Here is a 20,072-nt window from a genome sequence, read left to right on the forward strand (position 1 = left end):
TCCGCAACAGGCCGGAAACGGAGATTAACTGTTGCTTAAGGGACTATCGGGTGCTGCAGCGCAAAAACACATACGCAAAATGACGTAGGTGCGGGGGTCAAAGAGGCAGGCCAGAGAAGGAAGGGCATCCCCACAGCAGGGATGCCCTATCTCGATACCGGAAATTATCCGTCGATCGCCAAGGTGACGGATGTCGGGCCATAGGAGAGGCTCGCCTTGTGGCCGGAGACGGTGACCTTGCCGAAGGTGCCGGTCACGGCACCCGCCTTGAGGATTTCGATCTTCGTTCCGGGCGTCGGGACAAAACCGTCGGCAAGCGTTACATCGAGCTCGCCGGCCAGCACCGCCTTACCATGGACGATCAGCGTACCCTCGCCGTTCGCGCCGAGCCTCTGCTTCATCACAGCCGTGGCAAGCTGCTGATAGTCGCCGCCGACGGTCACGGGCTTGTCCTCCGCAAGAACGAGCGAACCGCGGCCAACCGTCAGGTCACCGGTACCAAAGGCCGAGGGCGATAGGGCCACCAGTGCGCCCTCCTCGATCACTGCGCCGCCGGCATAGCTGTTGGCGCCCGAAAGCCCGAGGATGCCTTCGCCGCGCTTGACCAGCCTGCCCTTGCCGGTGATGTCGTTCCGCCAGGTATCGATCGCATTGAAACCGCCCTTTGCCGCGTCCATCGTCACGGTCACGTCCTGTTCGAACGCGCCGTAACCGTCGGCGGCGGCAAAAAGGTTGAGACGGCCGTAACCTTCCGCATCGTCGAGCAGCGGGTAGCCGGAGGCGATCTCCGTCGTCTTCAGCACGTCGCGGCGCTGCTCGCCGTCCAGATAGGGCAGACGCGTTTCGAGAAGCGCTTCGGCGCCCTGCGGCACGCGCGCCGGCTGATCGGTCGCATGGATCGTCGGCAGGCCGTAGCTCAGGCGCTGCAGCACGTAAGCGCGATTGGCGTCATGATCGGCAAAACGGTCTGCGGCCAGCGGTGCCGCATGGGCGGCAACCTCGAGCGCGCCCGCATCCGCAACGCCTGATTTGGCGACGAGCCATGCCTGCGCTTGGGCGTAAGCATCGCTCTTCAGCGCCGCATTGTCGGCCTTGTTCAGATTATAGACGACCGTGGCGGTGCCGAGCATCCGGCCGCCCATCACGTCGAGAGGAGAATGCATGCCGGCGAGGATGCGGTCTTCACCCAGTTCGCTGGCGCGCGTGACCATTTCCTGAAAGCGTTGCGGCACGAGATAGGCCATGGCGAGTGCATCCCGCCAGGCTTCCGCCGTATGCCCGCTGGGGAAACCGCCGTCTTCGACCGGCTTACCGCTCTTGGCGGGCTCCAGCGTCGGGACGACCGATACGTCCTGGCTCCAGCGGTAGGGACGGCCATATTTGAAATAGCGCTTGGCAGGCTCCGTCGAGCCGTCACCGCTTGCGGCAATGATGAAGTCGATTGCAAGGCCCATGTCGGGGTTGGCATCGGTCTTGTTTTCCGTGTCCGGCTTGCTGCCGGCACCGCGATTGTTGCCCTTGTCGTCATATTTGACCGTTGTCGCATCGGCCGCCACCTCGGTGATCGTGGTGGTCTGCTTCGAGCCGGCCTTCCAGGCATCCGTCAGCGGACCGAGGCCATCGACGATGCTGGCATTCTTGCCGCGCCGATCGTCGAGATAGGCGGCGACGGCCTGATCGGCCGTCCGCGCCCGCGTCGCATTGACGACATAGGCGATGTTGGCGTCATGGACGGCCTGGCTGACGATATGGCCGTCGGTCTTGCTCGCGGGAATACCATCCCAATCCGTCTTGGCGACCGCCGGGCAATTGTCCTTGACCGGGGCTTCGACGCCCGCATCGACGAAAGGCGTGCGCGGGGTCCAGATTTCCAGGAAGCCGGAGAGAAGATGAACGGCGGCGTTGGTGTCCGCCGTCGAGAAGCAGGCGTCACCGCGCTTGTTGGTGTTTCCGGCCTCCGCATAAGGCGCTTTCGCCGCCGCGGACTGCTCGGCGCTGGCAAGCGATGGCACGATGGAAAGAAGGCAGACGAGGGCAGCGCTCAGGCGGCAAAGGCTTAAAACAGACATGGTGATACCCGAAATGGTTGAAGGAACGCCGGGAGAGTTAGAGCTCTCATGTGACAGATCAATTGCAAAAATATTGCCATTCTGTGAACCAGCCGGTGCCCGCCTCTTGCCTTTCCCAACCATCCCGCCAAAACTGCCGGAGAGACAATGAGCCCAACCGGAATGCCGGAAAGGAAGACATGGCAGCGCGCCAACGCATCATTCCGGTGAGACGCGAATATAATCGCTGGGTCGCCAACCAGACGCTGGAAGATTACGCGCTGCGCTTCACTGCCAAAAGCGCCCGCCATTTCTCCTCGCAGCGCATCTCGCAGACAGCGATCGGCGCAATCTCCTTCCTGGCGCTGGAGGCGATCGGCGGCGCAATCACCCTCTCCTACGGCACCACCAACGCCTTTTACGCCATCATCGTCGCCTCGGCCGCCATGCTGGCGATCGGCCTGCCGATCAGCCGCTACGCCATCCGCCACGGCGTCGACATCGATCTGCTGACGCGCGGCGCGGGCTTCGGCTATATCGGCTCGACCATCACCTCGCTGATCTATGCGAGCTTCACCTTCATGCTGTTTGCGATCGAGGCATCGATCATGTCCGGGGCGCTGGAGCTCACCCTCGGCATCCCACTCTGGATCGGCTACATCATCAGCGCCCTCATGGTGATCCCGCTGGTGACGCACGGCGTGCGGCTGATCAGCAAGTTCCAGCTGATGACCCAGCCCTTCTGGATCGTGCTGAATATCCTTCCCTTCATCTTCATCGCCCTGTTGGACTGGGAAAAATTCGATCTCTGGCGCGCCTTTGCCGGCATCCGCCATGCCTCCGGTCCGCCCGGCACCATCGCCGAATTCGATCTGGTGGAGTTCGGCGCGGCCTCCGCCGTCATCCTGGCGCTGATGTCGCAGATCGGCGAACAGGCCGACTTCCTGCGCTTCCTGCCGCCGGACCCGCAGCGCAAATGGCGCCACCGCCTGGCGATCTTTCTCGCCGGGCCCGGCTGGGTCATCATCGGCGCGCCGAAGCTGCTTGCCGGCTCCTTCCTGGTCGTACTGACCTTCACCTCGGGCGTCCCCCTCGATCGCGCCGCCGACCCGGCGCAGATGTATCTGACCGCCTTCGGCTACATGGTCCCCTGGCATAATGGCGCGCTGCTGTTGATGGCCGCCTTCGTCGTCGTCTCGCAGCTGAAGATCAATGTGATGAACGCCTATGCCGGTTCGCTCGCCTGGTCGAACTTCTTCTCGCGGCTGACCCACAGCCATCCCGGCCGCGTCATCTGGCTGGTGTTCAACGTCGCAATCGCCCTGCTTTTGATGGAACTCGGCATCTACCGGCTGCTGGAGGAGACGCTCGGCATCTTCTCGATCATCGCCATGGCCTGGCTCTGCACGATCTCCGCCGATCTCTTCATCAACAAGCCGCTCGGGCTGGCTCCCCCCGGCATCGAGTTCAAGCGCGCCCACCTCTACGACATCAACCCGGTCGGCCTTGGCGCCATGACGCTGTCGGCGACGGTGTCGCTGATCGCTCATTTCGGCGCCTTCGGCGAGATCGCCGCCTCGCTCGCGCCCTATATCACCCTCGTCATCGCGCTGGTCGCCTCGCCTGTCATCGCCTGGGCAACGAAAGGCAAATTCTATCTCGCCCGCAAGCCGCGCCAGAGCTGGAAAAACCTGACGAACATCACCTGCTCGGTCTGCGAGCATCCCTTCGAGCCGGAGGACATGGCCTGGTGCCCGGCCTATGCCGCGCCGATCTGCTCGCTCTGCTGCTCGCTCGACAGCCGCTGCCACGACATGTGCAAGCCGGCCGCCCGTTTCAACGCGCAGGTCGGCACCGTCGCCAAGGCGCTGCTGCCGGAAGCCATTCTGGGGAAGCTGACGACGCGCCTTGGCCGCTACGGCATCGCCGTCGTTTTGGCATTGACCGCCATCGGAGCAATCCTGGCGATGATTGCCCATCAGGTCGCCTCCGCCTCGCCCGAGACGGGTGAGGTCGTCAATCGCACCATCCTCATCGTCTTCTTCGTCTTCTCAGTGATCTCAGGCGTCGTCTGCTGGTTCTATGTACTCGCCCATGACAGCCGCGTCGTTGCCGAGGAGGAATCCTCACGCCAGAACACGCTGCTGCTCAAGGAAATCGCCGCCCACAAGAAAACCGACGCCGCCTTGCAGAACGCCAAGGAAACCGCCGAGGCCGCCAACCGCGCCAAGAGCCGCTACGTCGTCGGGCTCAGCCATGAATTACGCACGCCGCTGAACGCCGTACTCGGCTACGCCCAGATCCTCGAACGCGACGAGACCATCCCGGCGCCGCGCCAATCCTCGATCAAGGTCATCCGCCGCAGCGCCGAACACCTCTCCGGGCTGATCGACGGCCTGCTCGATATTTCCAAGATCGAGGCCGGCCGCCTGCAGGTCTATTCCAACGAGATCAACATCCAGGATTTCCTCGACCAGATCGTCGATATGTTCCGCCCGCAGGCGCAGGCAAAGGGGCTTGCCTTCATCCATGAGCGCGCGCCGGCCGTGCCGCAATTCGTCCGCACCGACGAAAAGCGCCTGCGCCAGATCCTGGTCAACCTGCTCTCCAATGCCATCAAGTTCACCGACGAAGGCAGCGTCACCTTCGACGTCGGCTATCGCAGCCAGGTCGCGACCTTCACCGTTGCCGATACCGGCCGAGGCATCACGGAGAAAGACCTGCCCCGTATCTACGAACCCTTCCAGCGCGGTGAGGCCGAAAGCGTGCGGCCGATGCCGGGACTCGGCCTCGGCCTCACCATCACCCGGCTTTTGACCAATACGCTCGGCGGCGAGATCTCGGTTGCAAGCGTGAAGGACGAAGGCTCGACCTTCCGCGTCCGGCTGATGCTGTCCGCCGTCATGCGCGCCGTGGCCGCCGCACCGCAGGAGAAGCGCATTGTCGGTTATGACGGCCCGCGCCGCACGGTCGTCGTCGTCGACGATAACGAGGACCACCGCGAGATGATGCGCGAGATCCTGGCGCCACTCGATTTCATCGTGCTGACGGCGGCAGGCGGCGGCGAATGCCTGACGCTGATCGAGGGCATCATGCCGGACCTTTTCCTCGTCGATATTCTGATGCCCGGCATGAACGGCTGGCAGCTCGTCTCGCGTCTGCGCGAGGCCGGCCAGACGGCGCCGGTGCTGATGCTGTCGGCCAATATCGGTGATGCGGCCGTTCTCAGCGACAGTGACGACAGCCACAATGATGCGATCGGCAAGCCGGTCGACATCCGCCAGCTGCGCGACAAGCTCGCCTTGCATCTTGGCCTGACATGGATCTATGCCGATGCCGCGCCAGCCGTTCCTGTCAAGATCGAAGCGCCGGTGCTGAGCCCAGGTGCTGCCCATGTGCAGGAATTGCTGCGGCTCGGCGAGATCGGCTATATCAGAGGCATCGAAGCCAAGCTTTCGGACCTTGCCAAGGTGGAGGTAAATCAGCCATTCACGGAGGAACTTCGCGCCTATGTCGCCGCCTTCGATCTCGCCGGCTTCATGACCTTCCTGCACGACTTCGACGAAAAGGTGGAATCCATTGGCTGAGCCGGCCCTCCCCCGCGACATCGTTCTGCTCGTCGACGACTCCGCCGAAGCCCTCGGCTTCATGACCGACGCGCTCGAACAATCCGGCTTCTCCGTGCTGATCGCCACATCGGGCACGGCGGCACTTGGTATCGTCGAGCGCATCACGCCCGATCTTATCCTGCTCGACGCGGTGATGCCGGGTATGGATGGCTTCGAGACCTGCCGCCGGCTGAAGGCGAATGCCGCGGTAGCGCAGGTGCCTGTCGTCTTCATGACCGGCCTGACCGAGACCGAGCATGTCGTGCACGCGCTGGAATCCGGCGGCGTCGATTATCTCAGCAAACCGATCAACATCGATGAACTGCGCGCCCGCATCCGCGTCCATCTGCGCAACGCTCGCTCGGCCCAGAGCGCCCGCATCGCCCTGGACGCAGCCGGCCGCCATCTGCTGGCAGTCAAGGGCGACGGCGCCATCCACTGGTCAACCCCGCAAGCGACACGGCTGGTCAATGCCGCCATGGGCAGCGACGACGGCATGGAAATCGTCGTCCGCCATATCGCCGGCTGGATGCGCGACCGCGTCGCCGCGGTGCGCGACGGCATCATCTCGATCGCCCATGCCGGCCAGGCAGCGTTGCAGCTCGCCTTCCTCGGCGCAATCGGCCCTGACGAATATCTCTTCCGCCTCACCGCCGCCAGTCAGCGCAGCGACGACGAGGTGCTGCGCCAGCGCTTCTCGCTCACCCAGCGCGAATCCGAAGTGCTGCTCTGGATCGCCAAGGGCAAGGCCAACCGCGACATCGGCGAAATATTGGGACTGTCGGCGCGGACGGTGAACAAACACCTCGAACAGATTTACGTGAAGCTCGGCGTCGAGAACCGCGCCTCGGCTGCCGTGAAGGCCACGCACGTGCTGTACGAGATGTAAGAGGTGATGGAGGCTGGCTAAGCCACCCGATCTGGCACATCCCTGCCCTCGAAAAACGCCGTCACGTTCTCGACCACCTTCATGCCCATGGCCATCCGCATCTCTTCCGTGGCGCTGCCGAGATGCGGCGGCACCATGACGGTCTCCATCCGTCCCAGCGTACATCAGGTTCCGCCTCGTAGACGTCAAGCCCCGCCCCACACGGATCGTGCCGTTTTCCGGTGCCGAAGTCGGGCGCCGTAACGTGCCGTCTTCGTGGGATCGATCGATGAGCGATTGCGGTACGGTAGCCAGGCCGGAATTGAAACACCCGCCAAAAGAAAGAAGCCCGGTCGGAACCGGGCTTCGATAATCATGTCCCGTAAAGGGAAGCGAGGCTTACATGCTCTGCGGGAAGTAGCTGTACTTGCCGTCCGGACCCTTCTTCCATTCATACATGATGTAGCCAGGAATCTTCGGGTCGCCCTTTTCGTCGAACGAAATGTCGCCGAGAACGGTCGGGAACGGGCCCTTTTCCTTCATGGCCTTGGCAACGGCCTCAGGATCCAGCGAACCGGCAGCCTTGGCGGCCCCAGCGATCGTCTGCATCGCAGCGTAGGAATAGAGCGTGTAGGCTTCCGGATTGAAACCAGCGGCCTTGAACTTTTCGACGAGTTCCTTGTTCGCAGGGTTCGCCGTCGGATCGGGGCCGAAGGTGTTCAGCGTACCGGCGACGGCGTCACCAGCGATCGAGGCCAGTTCGTTCGAAACGATACCATCGCCCGAAACCAGCGTCGCCTTCAGGCCCTGGTCGGCCGCCTGGCGGATGATGAGACCGGCTTCGGTGTGCAGACCACCCCAATAGATGATCGAGACGCCGGCTTCCTTCATCTTGGCGATGAGGGCCGAGAAGTCCTTGTCGCCGACGTTGATGCCTTCGTATATGACCTCCGTGACGCCAGCGGCATTCATAGCCTTCTTGGTTTCGTCGGCAAGGCCCTGACCGTAGGGGGTCTTGTCGTGAACGACAGCGATCTTGGCGTCCTTGAAGTGATCGGCAAGATATTTGCCGGCGATGGCACCCTGCTGGTCGTCACGGCCGCAGGTGCGGAACGTGTTCCAGAGGCCCCGCTCCGTGAAGGTCGGGTTCGTCGCGGCCGGGGTGATTTCGAGGATGCCGTTTTCGGCATAGACTTCCGAAGCCGGGATCGAAACGCCCGAGTTGAAGTGGCCGATGACAAACTTGACGCCGTCAGCAGCGAACTTGTTGGCGACCGAAATGCCCTGCTTCGGGTCGGAGACGTCGTCGCCGAGCTCGATCTTGATCTGCTCGCCGTTGATGCCGCCAGCCGCGTTGATGTCGGCGGCTGCCTGTTCAGCACCCTTCTGGAGCTGAGCGCCGAACGCGGCGTTCGGGCCAGTCAGCGGACCAGCGACAGCGATGAGAACGTCGGCCCACGCGTTGCCGCTGAAGGCGACCATCGCCGTCAGAGCCACTGCCGACAGAAGAGACTTCTTCATATTATTACTCCCAATTTTTGGGCGGGTTCCGGTCCAAGGCCCAGCGCACTACCCACCATTGACTGCGCCAGGAAAGCTGTTCCACTCGGAAGGCAATTCATGCCTAGTTTCAACGGACTGTCAATGTTTGTCCTTCCACGAAAACGCGGAAGTTTTCTCGTACAGCCAGTAATAGTTGTTAACCATCTGATTGGTGCGGCGGTAGCGGAAGCCGGCCGTCGAGAACACCAGCAGCGTCACGAAGTCGAGGATATAGTAGAAGGCGTTGAGCATCGGCCCATTGAACAGGGCATGATGCAGGAACTGCATCGCCCAGGCGAGCAGAAATGTATAGACGATGACCAGCGGATAATCGCTCCAGCCCTCGGCAACCGCTTTGCCGGCGCGCCAGGCCGTCCAGAAGCCTAAGAGCAAGACGATGACACGGATTGCCACAAGGGGGCCGGCATCCGCTTCGAAGAAAAGTCCCTGCATGTCAAACTCTCCTTTCGACCTAGTGTCTTCCGCCTTCGAGATAGGCGGCGCGGACCTCGGGATTGGCAAGAAGCTCCTTGCCGGAACCGCTCATCGTCACCTTGCCGTTCACCATCACGTAGGCGCGGTGAGAAAGCCTGAGGGCGGCGAACGCGTTCTGCTCGACGAGGAAAACGGTCAGCCCCTCCGCCTCGTTGAGCTTCCTGATCGCCTCGAAGATGCCCTTGACGATCAGCGGCGCAAGACCGAGCGAGGGTTCGTCGAGAAGAAGCAGCTTCGGGCGCGCCATCAGCGCGCGGCCGATCGACAGCATCTGCTGCTCGCCGCCCGAAAGTGTTCCACCCCGCTGGGCGTGACGTTCCTTGAGACGCGGGAAGAGCGTGAAGATCTTCTCGACGTCTTCGGCGAAGTGTTTCAGATTGTCGAGGCCAGCGCCCATCTGAAGATTTTCCAGAACCGTCATACGCGGGAAGATGCGGCGGCCTTCCGGCGACTGTGCAATGCGCAGACGGGCGATTTCATGCGTCGGCATGCGGGTGATGTCGCGGCCCTCAAAGACCACCGAACCGGTGCGGGCCTGCGGGCTGCCGCAGATCGTCATCATCAGTGTCGACTTGCCGGCGCCGTTGGCGCCGATCAGGCTGACGATCTCGCCCTTGTTGACGTGGACATCGACCCCAGCCAGCGCCCGGATATTGCCGTAATAGGTTTCGACGCCATTCACCTGAAGGAGCGGTTGACCCGTCATTACTTCATCGCCCATCAGTTTGCGCCTCCTTCGAGCTGCTCGACGGCTGCGATCACCTCTTCCACTTCTTCATCCTCGACACCGAGATAGGCCGCGATGACCCGCGGATCGTTCTTCACGTGATCCGGTGTGCCATCGGAAATCTTCTGACCATATTCGAGGACGACGACGTGGTCGGAGATTTCCATGACCACAGACATGTCGTGCTCGATCAGCAGGATCGACGTCCCGGTTTCGGCGCGAATGCTCTTCAGCAGCGCGTTGAGCGTTGCCGATTCCCGTGGGTTGAGGCCGGCAGCCGGTTCATCCAGGCAAAGCAGCTCCGGGCCGGTGCACATGGCGCGGGCGATTTCGAGACGCCGCTGGGCGCCGTAGGGCAGATCGCCGGCGGGGTCGTCGGCGCGGTCGATCAGGTCGGCCTTCTCAAGCCAGAAACGGGCAAGCTCGATCGCCTCTGCCGCTTCCCGCCTATAGGGGCCGACACCGATAAGGCCGAGGATCGTATAACCCGATGCCTTCATCAGCTTGTTGTGCTGGGCAACCAGCAGGTTTTCGAGAACGGTCAGGCCGGAGAACAGCCGGATGTTCTGGAAGGTACGCGCGACCTTGGCTTCCCTGGTGATGCGAAAGTCCGGCAGGCGCTCCAGCAGGTATTGCTTGCCGCTCTTCTGGTTGAACGTGATCATGCCCATCGTCGGCTTGTAGAAGCCGGTGATGCAGTTGAAGACGGTGGTCTTGCCGGCGCCGTTCGGCCCGATCAGCGCGGTGATATCGCCACGCTTGGCTTCGAAGGAGAAGTCGTTGATGGCCATCAGGCCGCCGAACTTCATCGACAGGTGTTCGACCTTGAGAAGAGTGTCGTCAGACATCGTATTCGTCGTTACGGGGCTCATCAACCATGGCCCTCCTTGATGAAGCTTCCGGATATCGCCTTGCGCTCTCTGAGGAAGGCTGTCGGCTCACGCGAGCCGACGAAGCCGCGCGGCTTGAACAGCATGACGACGACCATAGCGAGGCCGAAGATCAACATGCGGTATAGTTCCGGCGTAAAATCTGGTCCGAAGATGAGTTTTAGGAAGCTCATCTCGCGCAGCAACTCGGTGCCGCCGACCATGACGATGGCGGCGATCGCGATGCCGGTCAACGACCCCATGCCGCCAAGGACAACAATGGCGAGAATGACGGCCGATTCCAGGAAGACGAAGGATTCCGGCGAGACGAAGCCCTGGCGGGCGGCGAAGAACGAGCCGGCAAAACCGGCAAACATCGCGCCCGTCGCAAAGGCGGTGAGCTTGGTCGTCACCGTGTTGATGCCGAGCGAACGGCAGGCGATCTCATCTTCGCGCAAAGCTTCCCAGGCGCGTCCGATCGGCATGCGCCGCAGCCGGATGGTGACATAGGCCGTCAGCATGCAGAGCGCCAGGATCAAATAGAACAGGAAGATCTTGTAATAGGCCGAGGAGATCGGCAGGTTAAAGAGCTTCGCAAAGCCGCCGGCCGTCGCATCGAAGGGAATGCCGAAGAGTGTTGCCTTCGGGATACTTGAGATACCGAAGGTGCCCTTCGTCACTTCAGTCCAGTTGATGAGGACGAGACGAATGATTTCACCGAAGGCAAGCGTCACGATAGCAAGGTAATCGCCGCGCAGGCGCAGCACCGGAAAGCCGAGAATGACGCCCCAGAGTGCGGCGAAGATGCCGGAAAGCGGCAGCAGCACCCAGAAGGACAGACCGAAATAGCTCGAAAGCAGTGCGTAGGAATAAGCGCCGACGGCATAGAAGGCGACATAGCCAAGGTCGAGCAGGCCGGCGAGACCGACGACGATGTTCAGCCCCCAGGCGAGCATCACATAGATCAGGATCTGAATGCCGAAATTGTCGACATATGTCAGCGAGCCCTGAGGGCCTTTGATCGCCACGATCACCATGGGGTAAAGCAGCAGCGCGATCAGCGCGATCTTCAGGAAATGCCGGTGGAAGAAGCTCTTCTCTGTCGAGATGTCGAGCTCGCCCTCGCGCGCCTTGCTGAGCTTGCGGCGGTCGATATTCGGCCTGATGAAAACGACCATGGCGAAGCGGCCGATGGCGGCGACCGCGACGAAGATCGCAAGCAGGCCCCAGCGCTGGACAATGATCAACTCGTTGCTGATGTTCTGGTCGGTCTTGAGGCCGACATAGAGAACGAACATACCGAACGACAGGACGGCGGCGAAAAGAGCTTCGGTAAGGCCTTTGCGGACAAGTCCGGCATCGGGCTTGCCTGCAGAATTTTCGATGTTTGCCATGACGTTATACCTTCTCGACTTCCGGCCGCCCGAGGATGCCGGTCGGCTTGAAGATCAACACGAAAGCCAGGATCGCAAAGGTCGCGACGTCCTTGTAGGCGATGGTGAAGTATGCCGACCACAGCGACTCGATAAGGCCGATAAGGAGGCCGCCGAAGACGGCGCCGGGCAACGAACCGATACCGCCGAGAACGGCTGCCGTGAAGGCCTTCACACCGGGCGTGAAGCCGTCGTTGAATGAGGCAACGCCATAATACATCAGGTACATCGTGCCGGCGACCGCTGCGAGTGCCGCACCCATAACGAAAGTGATGGAGATCGTCTGATCGACGTTGACGCCGAGCAGCGCTGCCATCTTGCGATCCTGCTCAGTGGCGCGCTGGGCGCGGCCGAGTGCCGTACGATTGACGATGTACCAGAAGATCGTCAGCAGCACTGCGGTGATCACGATGATGATGATCTGCTTCAGCGACACCGAGATGTTGCCGAACTGGTAGACCGAGCTCACCATCGGCGGGATCGGCTTGTTGCGTGGGCCCTGCGTCACCTGGATGAAGTTGGACAGCGTGATCGACATGCCGATCGCGGTAATCAGCGGCGCCAGGCGGAAGGACCCGCGCAGGGGCCGGTATGCCACGCGCTCGATCGTCCAATTCCACAAACTCGTCATCAGCATCGCAACGACAAGCATCACCAGCAGCAGAACGGCCACCGGGAGACCTGCGAAGATGGATGTGAGGACGAGGAAGACGATAAGAGCGGCGAAGCCACCGAGCATGAAGATGTCGCCATGGGCGAAATTGATCATGCCGATAATGCCGTAAACCATCGTATAGCCAATAGCCACAAGGCCATAGATGGATCCGAGCGTCAGCCCGTTTAAGAGCTGCTGGACGAAATACTCCATATGTCGTTTTCCCCTGGATGCGAGCGAAACATGCTGCATCTCTTTTTGGTTCTTCGGTTCCCCGTTTCAGGGAACCTCATAGGCCGAATGCATAGCGGTTTCGTCGAAAATGTGAAGACAAAAAGGGGTTACTCCGACAGATTCTTGCGGAAACAGGGTTAACTGGCGCATTTTGAACCAAAATCCACAGAAAAACGGCAGAGCGGGGCCTATTTTTAGCCAGAAACCGCCACTGGGTTAACCATCCGGAGATATCGCCGTCGATTTCCTGCACTGCTTGCTGCGTAAGCTATTCCACAGAATTGGAAGATGGAGCAAATTCAGACCCCAAGGCAGCCCCTTTGACGAATGCCATTTCACCAGCGATGCCGCATCTTCGTCTGACAAGGCTGAAAACTTATGGTAGCATCATCAGGCTGCGTATTGAGGGATGCGGAGCACGACGGGGAACACCATATTAACTTGCGTATCTGGTTGTGACAGGGATGGTTTGCGGACGAGCGACAGCGGGGTGCTCGCCGCGTGGCGAACGGCAAAAGGACAATGCTGAGGACATTTGAAAAGGCGGCGCTCGAAGCCGGCAAGGCCATCATCACGGTCTTGCGCGAAGGCTTCCCTGTCGCCATGAAGGCGGATGCAAGTCCGGTCACGGTCGCCGACGAGGAGGCCGAACGCATTATCCTCGCTCATCTCGCCAGAGATTATCCTGAAATACCCGTCGTGGCGGAAGAATCGGTCGCCGCCGGCAAGGTGCCCGACATTGCCGGCCGAGGCTTCTTCCTGGTCGACCCTCTCGACGGCACCCGTGAATTCGTCGACGGACGACAGGAATTCACCGTCAACATCGCCTATATCGAGAACGGCGCCCCGGTGGCCGGCATCGTCTATGCGCCGGCGCTGGGGCTTGCCTTCTCGGGAGAACGCGGCCACGCCGAAAGGCTCGTCGTCATGGACGATTTCACGGTTGGCGCACGGAGCGCAATCACGGTGCGCGAACAGCCGGACGACAGGCTGGCGCTTGCAAGCCTTCGCCACAACAGCCCGGAGACCGGGAGCTTCCTCGCCGACCACGCGATCTTCAAATGCACCAATATCGGTTCCTCTCTGAAGTTCTGCCTGCTCGCCGAAGGCAAGGCCGACGTCTATCCGCGTTTCACCCGCACGATGGAATGGGACACCGCGGCTGGCGATGCGGTGCTGCGCGCCGCTGGCGGTTCGACTGTGACGCTGGACGGAACGCCGCTGACCTACGGCAAGACAGGAACGGCGGCCGATTTCGACTTCGCCAACCCGAACTTCATCTCCTGGGGTGGCAGGAAACGCGTCCTCGAACCGGCGTAACCACCCGCGGATATCACTGAATACCGACAGGCGACGCAATCCTCTGCCTCGCCGCCACGCGTTGAGGCCTGCCGCGACAATCCGCGATCTCCGACAAGCGCCCCCTGAGCGGGCTGTCTTTGCCCGCCAAATAACCTCCCCCTACGTGTCTGGAAGCGTGTCCATTTCGAGCTGTCGAGTGATTCGCGCGATCGGGTCTCACCAACTGATTCTGGCCGTGAACGCGTCGTCTGCATCTTTTCCAGACGATGTCCCTCCACCAATCCCGCCTTGATTCTGTCACATTTTGACACGGCTTCCAGAATGATCGATATCTTCATCAGAAAAATTTCGCCTCGTGTTCCGTTAAGAAATACGCTCAAGAGACCCGGGTCACGTGCCGAAACGGCGCGTCGCCAGCCCCGGCGAACCCTCGCCAAAGTCCTAAAAACCTTGACGAAATTCCAATTATTAACGAAATATCATGAGCTTGCCTCAACTTAACGCAAATGCGAAAGATTTGCTGCGATGCGATATTTCTCTGGACACCATTACACAATTGTCGCATTTTTCCGTTTTAGTAGGGTTACCAAGACCTAAGTGCAGCCCTGGTGACAGGGTTAACCATTGATCGCCTATTGCCGCCGCGCCCCCTCGAAGACAACAGAGTACGATCCTTGAGCATCACGGAATTAAACAACAGCATTTCGACAGAGTCCTTCCGGCCGAGCCGCCGTCAGCAGCCGAGCCTGAAGATCCAGACCCCTGTTATCCATAGCGATGCGCCGCAGGCGCCGTTGATGGATCTGGTCCTGAAGCGGGCGTTCGACATCGTATCGTCGTTGAGCGCCCTCCTCGTCCTCGCCCCTTTCCTCCTGTTCGTCGCCCTGCTGATCAAGATCGACAGCCCAGGGCCGGTGCTCTTCAAGCAGACCCGCTGGGGCAAGAACTGCAAGGCCATCAAGGTCTATAAGTTCCGTTCCATGCGCACCGACCTCTGCGACGTCTCCGGCGTTGCCCAGACGGTGATGAACGATCCGCGCGTCACTCGCGTCGGCGCCATTCTGCGCCGCACGAATGTCGATGAGTTGCCGCAGCTGCTGAACGTGCTGCTGGGCCACATGTCGGTCGTCGGTCCGCGTTGCCATGCAATCGGCATGCGCGCCGGCGGCGTGCTCTACGAAGAGCTCGTACCGGAATACCATCAGCGCCATGCGATGCGCCCCGGCATGACGGGTCTTGCTCAGATGCGCGGCCTGCGCGGTCCAACCGATCGTCCGGCCAAGGCGCGCGCCCGCATCGCCAGCGATCTCTACTACGTCGGGAATTTTTCGATCTTGATGGACATGCGCATCATTTTCGGAACCGTCGTGTCGGAGCTGACCCGCGGAAAAGGCTTCTAAAGCGCGTCGCGATCTTTCAGATTCGCTCCTCGCGCTTTAGTCTTTGTTTTTGCGCATGTCGCACAAAAAGCGATGCACACTTTGCGCGACAGGCCTCCCAGCTTTAGCTTTGTGAGAAAGGGCCGGCTGCCTCAGAGCAGCCGGTACCGGAATGCTCTGGCGACCGCCTGCATGCGGCTGACCGAATCGAGCTTGCGCATCGCGCTCTTCAGATAACCCACCACCGTATGCGACGAGAGATCGAGAATGATCGCGATCTCGTTGCTGCTCTTGCCGGCCGCCGACTACAGCGCCGCGCGTCTTTTTAGACGCGCAAAGGACGCTGTAGCACTTTGAATTACTGCCTAATCCCTTAAATCGATTCCGATTTAAGGAATCAGGCAGCGTCGCAGGCATTCGATTTCGCGCCGGGTGAGCGTCTCCAACGGACCATCCTCCACGCCGCTGCTACGCGAAACCTTGTCCAGAAGCTCCACGGAGCGGTAGAGCAGCGCCATCGCCTGCTCTCGCGTGGGCATAGGACAGCCGCCTGAGAAGGCGAAGATGTATTGTTTCAGGTCAGCGTCGTGCAGCGTGAAGGCGAAGGTATTCTTCAGCCCGTGCATCTGAAAGAGCACGTTGGGTTTGCGGTTTTCCTGATTGGCGGCGCTGCCCGCAAACGACCCCTCCTCGCAGAAGATCGGCACAATTGTCCGCTTCATCGCGGTCACCAGTCTGCTGCAATAGAAGAGATCGGCAGCCTCGTAAAAGCCGACAAGGCTTTGCGGCCAATTGCTGATCAACCGGTTTTCGGTGAAAGCTGTGCGATCGCCCCGCGGGAAAGCCGAGACCAGATAGAAATCGAAGCCCGCAACCTTCGCCATCGCGTCGAGCCGTTCCTTGCCGTCGTCGGCCGAAACCCCAGTGCCATCGGCCTGCGAAGGCGAAAATGCAGCATCCTCAGCGCAGTCGCCGACTGCGCGCTCACGTCTTTTCAACTTCATATCCTCGAATGGCCAGCTTCGGCTCGGCCTTGCTGCCGGCGGCGAAAACTTCGCGCCGGGGCATCAGCAAAGACGGTTTCTGCCCGCATCCCGAGGATACGAAGCATCAAAAACGCGAACTGGACTGATACAGCGGGAAGAACGGAGACGAAGTCTTGCGCTCATTCTTATGTTGCAGCTCTGATAAAATCGTCCCGGGAAATCAGCTAATATTTATTCCGCATGGCTCCCATGCAGGGCGCTACAAATTGACGTGGCGGCAGGCAGCCGCCCCCATCATCGGCCAGGGCGGGCGTCTAAATTTGTTATCAAAGTCTTACGATGGGTTTAGGCAATTTTTAAATGTGGCAGGCTAGAGTGGGGCTCGTGGTCTTGCGTTGTGTAGAGAGTCCAATGACCGAAATGATACGTCCCCGAGTAAAATATGTCATCGGCCCCGATGGCAGCCCCCTGACGATCGCGGATCTTCCGCCGCCCAATACGCGGCGCTGGGTGATTCGCCGGAAGGCAGAGGTTGTCGCGGCTGTCCGCGGTGGCTTGTTGAGCTTGGAAGAGGCCTGCGAGCGTTACACGCTCACGGTCGAAGAATTCCTGTCCTGGCAGTCGTCGATCAACAGCCACGGTCTTGCCGGCCTGCGCACCACGCGCATTCAGCAATATCGTCACTGATCACACCCCAGCATCGACGACATTTATTTCGGGCCGGACGCATCTCCCATGAGGGAATGAAGAAGGCCCGAAATCATTGACGAGGCCGCGTAGCACCAGAGGCCGGGCTGCGTGAAGGCATCCGCCAGCCCCGTCGTCTTCGCCGCCGCAATGACGATCGCGACAAGCAGCACATCCATCATCGACCACTTGGACAGATGCGGTACGACGCGACGATAGAACAGGCTGCCGGCCCCACCCCCGGCGGCCGTCGCTTCTGCGGTGATCCCCATCGCCTCCACGGTGATGCCGATCATCTTCAGAAACGGGAGCAGGATCGAAACCAGGGCGACGATTGCCGCCAGCAGCCCGTCCCCGCCTTGCCAAAGCGAGACGATGATTTCGATGAGCGACGGCGTTTCGTCGAAGAAATACAGCGTCTCGAAACGGACCAGCGGCAAGACGAGGCCGAGCGCCAGGAAGAACGGCGCAGCCACGAGAAGCACGGGGCGAGCCATCGAAAGCGCACTCATTGCCCTGAACCTCTCATCGATCCGACATTTTGCATGAACACTCTGTCTCCTGCCTGTATTGCCTCCACGGCTTGGCACGACCGCGCCGCCATGTCACGGTCCGCTACGACAATATCGGTTATGAGGAAAGACAATGGACATTCGAAGTGAGGAAGGCGTCTCCGGCGGCCGCTATGCGGCCGAGGTCGAAGGGCACGAGGCGGAGATGACCTATTCACGCACATCGCCTAAGCTGGTCATCATCGATCACACGGGCGTTCCCGATTCGCTGCGCGGTAAAGGTGTCGGCCAGGCGCTGGCGCTCCACGCCGTGGAGGCAGCCCGGACCGGCGGCTGGAAGATCATCCCGCTCTGCCCATTCTTCAAGGCGCAGGCGCAACGCCATCCGGAATGGAAGGATGTCGTGAATTAATGCATGTCGCCCAAAAGCGCACAGCGGGTTTGGGACAAGGACATGCATAAAATAAATCGTCCCTGCGGGGGACGAATCTCGTTTCCGGTGGGAGCGACGCCATAAGGCAAACACCAAAAGCCATGTATAACGGACAGCGCGCCCATTATACATGGCTTCTCAGTGGCGATCCCAGGGCGCCGAAGCCGGCACCCAGCCGTTTCTGTTACGCCCTTGCTCTGGCGCCGCCGTCACGCTCTTCCAGCGCTGTGGCCCTTGCATATTCCGCTTGCATCTCCTCGAGCGCCATTTCCAACGTCTCTTCCTGCATCTTCAGTTCCTTGATCGAAACCTGCAGGTTGTCGGCCCGCTGACGCGCGGCCTTGGCGAAGGTCGGATAAGCAAAGTGATTCGGGTCGGAAATACCGGACTTCTTTTCCTCGACGACGATCTGGCTCTCCAGATCCTTCGTCATCCGTTCGAATTCGGACATCATCATCTGCAACTGCTGCAACTGACGTCGTTTTTCGTTCACCTGAAATTCCTTCAGGCGAACGAGACTTTCTCGCGACTTCATACGCATTACTCCCGTGATGCGAGACCCCGGCTCAACTTGAAACCGCCCTGCGCGCCGCTTTGACACGGTTTGCTAAAAAATTTCCCGCGATATTAACAAATACCTACCGCTGGTAACCTTTCGTTTACGGGCATCGTTAATGATAGGCCCGATGATTTAAGGGTCGGTAAATTTCGCAGCATGAAGTTCGAACCTTTTCATTGGCGAGTCGGATGAATCACTTAGCGCTATTTCTTAATGTGAAAGTTGAGGAGGGCCCTTTTGAGATTCCTATTGGAAAACAGAGAAATGGAAAAATTGTTTAATAAATTCGATACTCCTTGCCAGAGTGAATTAGAATTTGTTAACCATTTCGTGGCAGCTTTCAAATCACGTAGCGTGTTCGGTATCGTGTAGGGGGCCAGACCACCTTTCGGCGGCGGTAAAGGGGATAATTATGCGGGTACTTCTAATTGAGGATGACAGCGCGACGGCGCAGAGCATCGAGTTGATGCTGAAATCAGAGAGTTTTAATGTTTATACCACCGATCTCGGTGAAGAAGGCGTCGATCTGGGCAAGCTGTATGATTATGATATCATCCTTCTCGATCTAAACCTGCCCGACATGTCCGGATATGAAGTGCTTCGCACTCTCCGGCTGTCCAAGGTCAAGACGCCCATCCTTATTCTGTCGGGCATGGCCGGCATCGAAGACAAGGTTCGCGGCCTCGGTTTCGGCGCTGACGACTACATGACCACGCCGTTCCACAAGGACGAGCTCGTCGCACGCATCCACGCCATCGTCCGCCGCTCCAAGGGCCACGCCCAGTCAGTCATCATGACCGGCGAGCTGATCGTCAACCTCGATGCCAAGACTGTCGAAGTCGGCGGCCAGCGCGTCCACCTGACGGGCAAGGAATATCAGATGCTGGAGCTGCTTTCGCTCCGCAAGGGCACCACCCTCACCAAGGAAATGTTCCTGAACCACCTCTACGGCGGCATGGACGAGCCGGAACTGAAGATCATCGACGTCTTCATCTGCAAGCTTCGCAAGAAGCTTGCCAACGCCGCGGGCGGCGCCAACTACATCGAGACTGTCTGGGGCCGTGGTTACGTTCTTCGCGAGCCGGATGGTGCCGAATACGCCGAAACCGCCTGATATTTTTTTCCGATCCCCTTATCGGATAAACGAATATCCCGCCTTTTCGGCGGGATTTTTCGTTTCTGCCTGCGCAATAAGAATCCGCCCTCACCTCAGGCCGAATCGGCCTGAAATCCTCTGTTCTTTCGATCTAGGAAATAGCGTGCGGCGGCCGAAACCGCTTGCACACGGCATCATGCTCCAGTGATGCCGATATCGGCGGAAAGAGATCTGCCCGTCAGGCGGCGATCGCGCGATTTCCGAAAACGGCGGTCAGGATCTTGCGATCGAACGGCTTCAGCAGGAAGTCGGTGGCACCGGCCCGTTTGCCTGCCATGAGTTTCTTCAGATCCGCCTCGACGACGCAGTAATAGATCTTGACCTCTTTGCCGCCCTCCATGGCACGGATGGCAGCGATGAGGTCGAGGGCGCCTTCCATGCCTGAATCGACGATCAGATATTCCGGCAGCTCCGCCTGGCAGCGCTGCAGCGCCTCGCCGGCGTTGGAGGCCTCGCTGACGAGAAAGTCGAGTTCGGAGAGAATGCGCTTGCCGACCTTGCGGACGATGTCCGAATTATCGGTGATCATGAACCTTTGCATGGCCGCTCCTTTGCCCCCGCATTCGTCGCAGCAAGAGG

The 20,072-nt window shown here is 60.1% G+C and carries 17 protein-coding genes and 2 pseudogenes; 7 read left to right on the forward strand and 12 right to left on the reverse strand.

Annotated elements, in window-relative coordinates:
• Nucleotides 1–164: 164 nt before the first annotated feature.
• Nucleotides 165–2,069, reverse strand: coding sequence for a phosphatase PAP2 family protein (locus FY112_RS22545; RefSeq protein WP_151519326.1), 1,905 nt, complete (start codon nucleotides 2,067–2,069; stop codon nucleotides 165–167).
• 179 nt (nucleotides 2,070–2,248) lie between these two features.
• Between FY112_RS22545 and FY112_RS22550 the strand changes: the two genes are divergently transcribed.
• Together FY112_RS22550 and FY112_RS22555 are read left to right on the forward strand one after the other, a co-directional pair.
• Complete coding sequence (locus FY112_RS22550) at nucleotides 2,249–5,635, forward strand: ATP-binding protein (RefSeq protein ID WP_151519327.1); 3,387 nt, start codon at nucleotides 2,249–2,251, stop codon at nucleotides 5,633–5,635.
• Nucleotides 5,628–6,545: a DNA-binding response regulator gene (locus FY112_RS22555; protein ID WP_017961753.1), complete on the forward strand. Its 918-nt coding sequence runs from the start codon at nucleotides 5,628–5,630 to the stop codon at nucleotides 6,543–6,545. Before FY112_RS22550 ends, FY112_RS22555 begins: the two co-directional genes overlap by 8 nt.
• Before the next feature lie 17 nt (nucleotides 6,546–6,562).
• Here the strand turns inward: FY112_RS22555 and FY112_RS22560 are convergent.
• The 7 genes and pseudogenes from FY112_RS22560 to FY112_RS22590 form a co-directional block, all read right to left on the reverse strand.
• Nucleotides 6,563–6,744: pseudogene (locus FY112_RS22560) on the reverse strand (D-glycerate dehydrogenase); the annotation flags it as partial.
• Nucleotides 6,745–6,923: 179 nt separating this feature from the next.
• Nucleotides 6,924–8,045 (reverse strand): branched-chain amino acid ABC transporter substrate-binding protein, encoded by a 1,122-nt coding sequence (locus FY112_RS22565; RefSeq protein WP_131619555.1) that lies wholly within the window; start codon nucleotides 8,043–8,045, stop codon nucleotides 6,924–6,926.
• Between the two features lie 120 nt (nucleotides 8,046–8,165).
• Nucleotides 8,166–8,519 (reverse strand): DUF6867 family protein, encoded by a 354-nt coding sequence (locus FY112_RS22570; RefSeq protein WP_017961754.1) that lies wholly within the window; start codon nucleotides 8,517–8,519, stop codon nucleotides 8,166–8,168.
• Nucleotides 8,520–8,538: 19 nt separating this feature from the next.
• Nucleotides 8,539–9,282, reverse strand: a complete 744-nt coding sequence (locus tag FY112_RS22575; protein WP_003542336.1) for an ABC transporter ATP-binding protein — start codon at nucleotides 9,280–9,282, stop codon at nucleotides 8,539–8,541.
• Nucleotides 9,282–10,160 carry an ABC transporter ATP-binding protein gene (locus tag FY112_RS22580; protein WP_003542337.1) on the reverse strand — a complete coding sequence of 293 codons (879 nt, stop codon included), beginning with the start codon at nucleotides 10,158–10,160 and terminating at the stop codon, nucleotides 9,282–9,284. The genes FY112_RS22575 and FY112_RS22580 overlap by 1 nt, the downstream gene beginning before the upstream one ends.
• Nucleotides 10,160–11,551, reverse strand: coding sequence for a high-affinity branched-chain amino acid ABC transporter permease LivM (livM, locus tag FY112_RS22585; RefSeq protein WP_131707808.1), 1,392 nt, complete (start codon nucleotides 11,549–11,551; stop codon nucleotides 10,160–10,162). The genes FY112_RS22580 and livM overlap by 1 nt, the downstream gene beginning before the upstream one ends.
• Before the next feature lie 4 nt (nucleotides 11,552–11,555).
• On the reverse strand, nucleotides 11,556–12,458 hold the full coding sequence (locus FY112_RS22590) for a branched-chain amino acid ABC transporter permease (RefSeq protein ID WP_003542342.1): 903 nt from the start codon (nucleotides 12,456–12,458) through the stop codon (nucleotides 11,556–11,558).
• 543 nt (nucleotides 12,459–13,001) lie between these two features.
• On the opposite strand from FY112_RS22590, the gene cysQ reads away from it, so the two are divergent.
• Nucleotides 13,002–13,799, forward strand: a complete 798-nt coding sequence (gene cysQ, locus FY112_RS22600) for a 3'(2'),5'-bisphosphate nucleotidase CysQ (RefSeq protein WP_017961757.1) — start codon at nucleotides 13,002–13,004, stop codon at nucleotides 13,797–13,799.
• Nucleotides 13,800–14,455: 656 nt separating this feature from the next.
• Nucleotides 14,456–15,181, forward strand: a complete 726-nt coding sequence (locus FY112_RS22610; RefSeq protein ID WP_065281033.1) for a sugar transferase — start codon at nucleotides 14,456–14,458, stop codon at nucleotides 15,179–15,181.
• A 131-nt stretch (nucleotides 15,182–15,312) separates the two neighbouring features.
• Here FY112_RS22610 and FY112_RS22615 read toward each other — a convergent pair.
• Nucleotides 15,313–16,158 (reverse strand): annotated as a pseudogene (locus FY112_RS22615) (LuxR C-terminal-related transcriptional regulator).
• Nucleotides 16,159–16,557: 399 nt separating this feature from the next.
• Between FY112_RS22615 and FY112_RS22620 the strand changes: the two are divergent.
• Entirely contained in the window at nucleotides 16,558–16,833 is a 276-nt protein-coding gene (locus FY112_RS22620) for a DUF1153 domain-containing protein (protein ID WP_007533628.1), read from the forward strand.
• 23 nt (nucleotides 16,834–16,856) lie between these two features.
• Here FY112_RS22620 and FY112_RS22625 read toward each other — a convergent pair whose 3' ends face one another.
• Nucleotides 16,857–17,423, reverse strand: coding sequence for a paraquat-inducible protein A (locus tag FY112_RS22625; protein WP_017961758.1), 567 nt, complete (start codon nucleotides 17,421–17,423; stop codon nucleotides 16,857–16,859).
• Between the two features lie 55 nt (nucleotides 17,424–17,478).
• Between FY112_RS22625 and FY112_RS22630 the strand changes: the two genes are divergently transcribed.
• Nucleotides 17,479–17,757, forward strand: a complete 279-nt coding sequence (locus FY112_RS22630; RefSeq protein ID WP_017961759.1) for a GNAT family N-acetyltransferase — start codon at nucleotides 17,479–17,481, stop codon at nucleotides 17,755–17,757.
• A 205-nt stretch (nucleotides 17,758–17,962) separates the two neighbouring features.
• Here FY112_RS22630 and FY112_RS22635 read toward each other — a convergent pair whose 3' ends face one another.
• Nucleotides 17,963–18,313 carry a hypothetical protein gene (locus FY112_RS22635; RefSeq protein WP_003542353.1) on the reverse strand — a complete coding sequence of 117 codons (351 nt, stop codon included), beginning with the start codon at nucleotides 18,311–18,313 and terminating at the stop codon, nucleotides 17,963–17,965.
• A gap of 436 nt (nucleotides 18,314–18,749) precedes the next feature.
• Here FY112_RS22635 and ctrA point away from each other — a divergent pair, with 436 nt between their 5' ends.
• Nucleotides 18,750–19,451: a cell cycle two-component system response regulator CtrA gene (gene ctrA / locus FY112_RS22640; protein WP_151519328.1), complete on the forward strand. Its 702-nt coding sequence runs from the start codon at nucleotides 18,750–18,752 to the stop codon at nucleotides 19,449–19,451.
• A 220-nt stretch (nucleotides 19,452–19,671) separates the two neighbouring features.
• On the opposite strand, the gene FY112_RS22645 is transcribed toward ctrA, so the two are convergent.
• Nucleotides 19,672–20,034, reverse strand: coding sequence for a response regulator (locus tag FY112_RS22645; RefSeq protein WP_003542364.1), 363 nt, complete (start codon nucleotides 20,032–20,034; stop codon nucleotides 19,672–19,674).
• Nucleotides 20,035–20,072: the final 38 nt, after the last annotated feature.

Source organism: Rhizobium sp. PEPV16, assembly GCF_008919455.1.
Classification (GTDB): Bacteria; Pseudomonadota; Alphaproteobacteria; order Rhizobiales; family Rhizobiaceae; genus Rhizobium; species Rhizobium leguminosarum_Q.

Coding starts and splice junctions, on each gene's coding strand:
- ctrA (WP_151519328.1), top strand. CDS start 18,750: ATGCGGGTACTTCTAATTGAGGATGACAGCGCGACGGCGCAGAGCATC.
- livM (WP_131707808.1), bottom strand. CDS start 11,551: ATGGCAAACATCGAAAATTCTGCAGGCAAGCCCGATGCCGGACTTGTC.
- FY112_RS22550 (WP_151519327.1), top strand. CDS start 2,249: ATGGCAGCGCGCCAACGCATCATTCCGGTGAGACGCGAATATAATCGC.
- FY112_RS22620 (WP_007533628.1), top strand. CDS start 16,558: ATGACCGAAATGATACGTCCCCGAGTAAAATATGTCATCGGCCCCGAT.
- FY112_RS22575 (WP_003542336.1), bottom strand. CDS start 9,282: ATGGGCGATGAAGTAATGACGGGTCAACCGCTCCTTCAGGTGAATGGC.
- FY112_RS22630 (WP_017961759.1), top strand. CDS start 17,479: ATGGACATTCGAAGTGAGGAAGGCGTCTCCGGCGGCCGCTATGCGGCC.
- FY112_RS22635 (WP_003542353.1), bottom strand. CDS start 18,313: ATGAAGTCGCGAGAAAGTCTCGTTCGCCTGAAGGAATTTCAGGTGAAC.
- cysQ (WP_017961757.1), top strand. CDS start 13,002: ATGCTGAGGACATTTGAAAAGGCGGCGCTCGAAGCCGGCAAGGCCATC.
- FY112_RS22565 (WP_131619555.1), bottom strand. CDS start 8,045: ATGAAGAAGTCTCTTCTGTCGGCAGTGGCTCTGACGGCGATGGTCGCC.
- FY112_RS22570 (WP_017961754.1), bottom strand. CDS start 8,519: ATGCAGGGACTTTTCTTCGAAGCGGATGCCGGCCCCCTTGTGGCAATC.
- FY112_RS22545 (WP_151519326.1), bottom strand. CDS start 2,069: ATGTCTGTTTTAAGCCTTTGCCGCCTGAGCGCTGCCCTCGTCTGCCTT.
- FY112_RS22590 (WP_003542342.1), bottom strand. CDS start 12,458: ATGGAGTATTTCGTCCAGCAGCTCTTAAACGGGCTGACGCTCGGATCC.
- FY112_RS22645 (WP_003542364.1), bottom strand. CDS start 20,034: ATGCAAAGGTTCATGATCACCGATAATTCGGACATCGTCCGCAAGGTC.
- FY112_RS22580 (WP_003542337.1), bottom strand. CDS start 10,160: ATGAGCCCCGTAACGACGAATACGATGTCTGACGACACTCTTCTCAAG.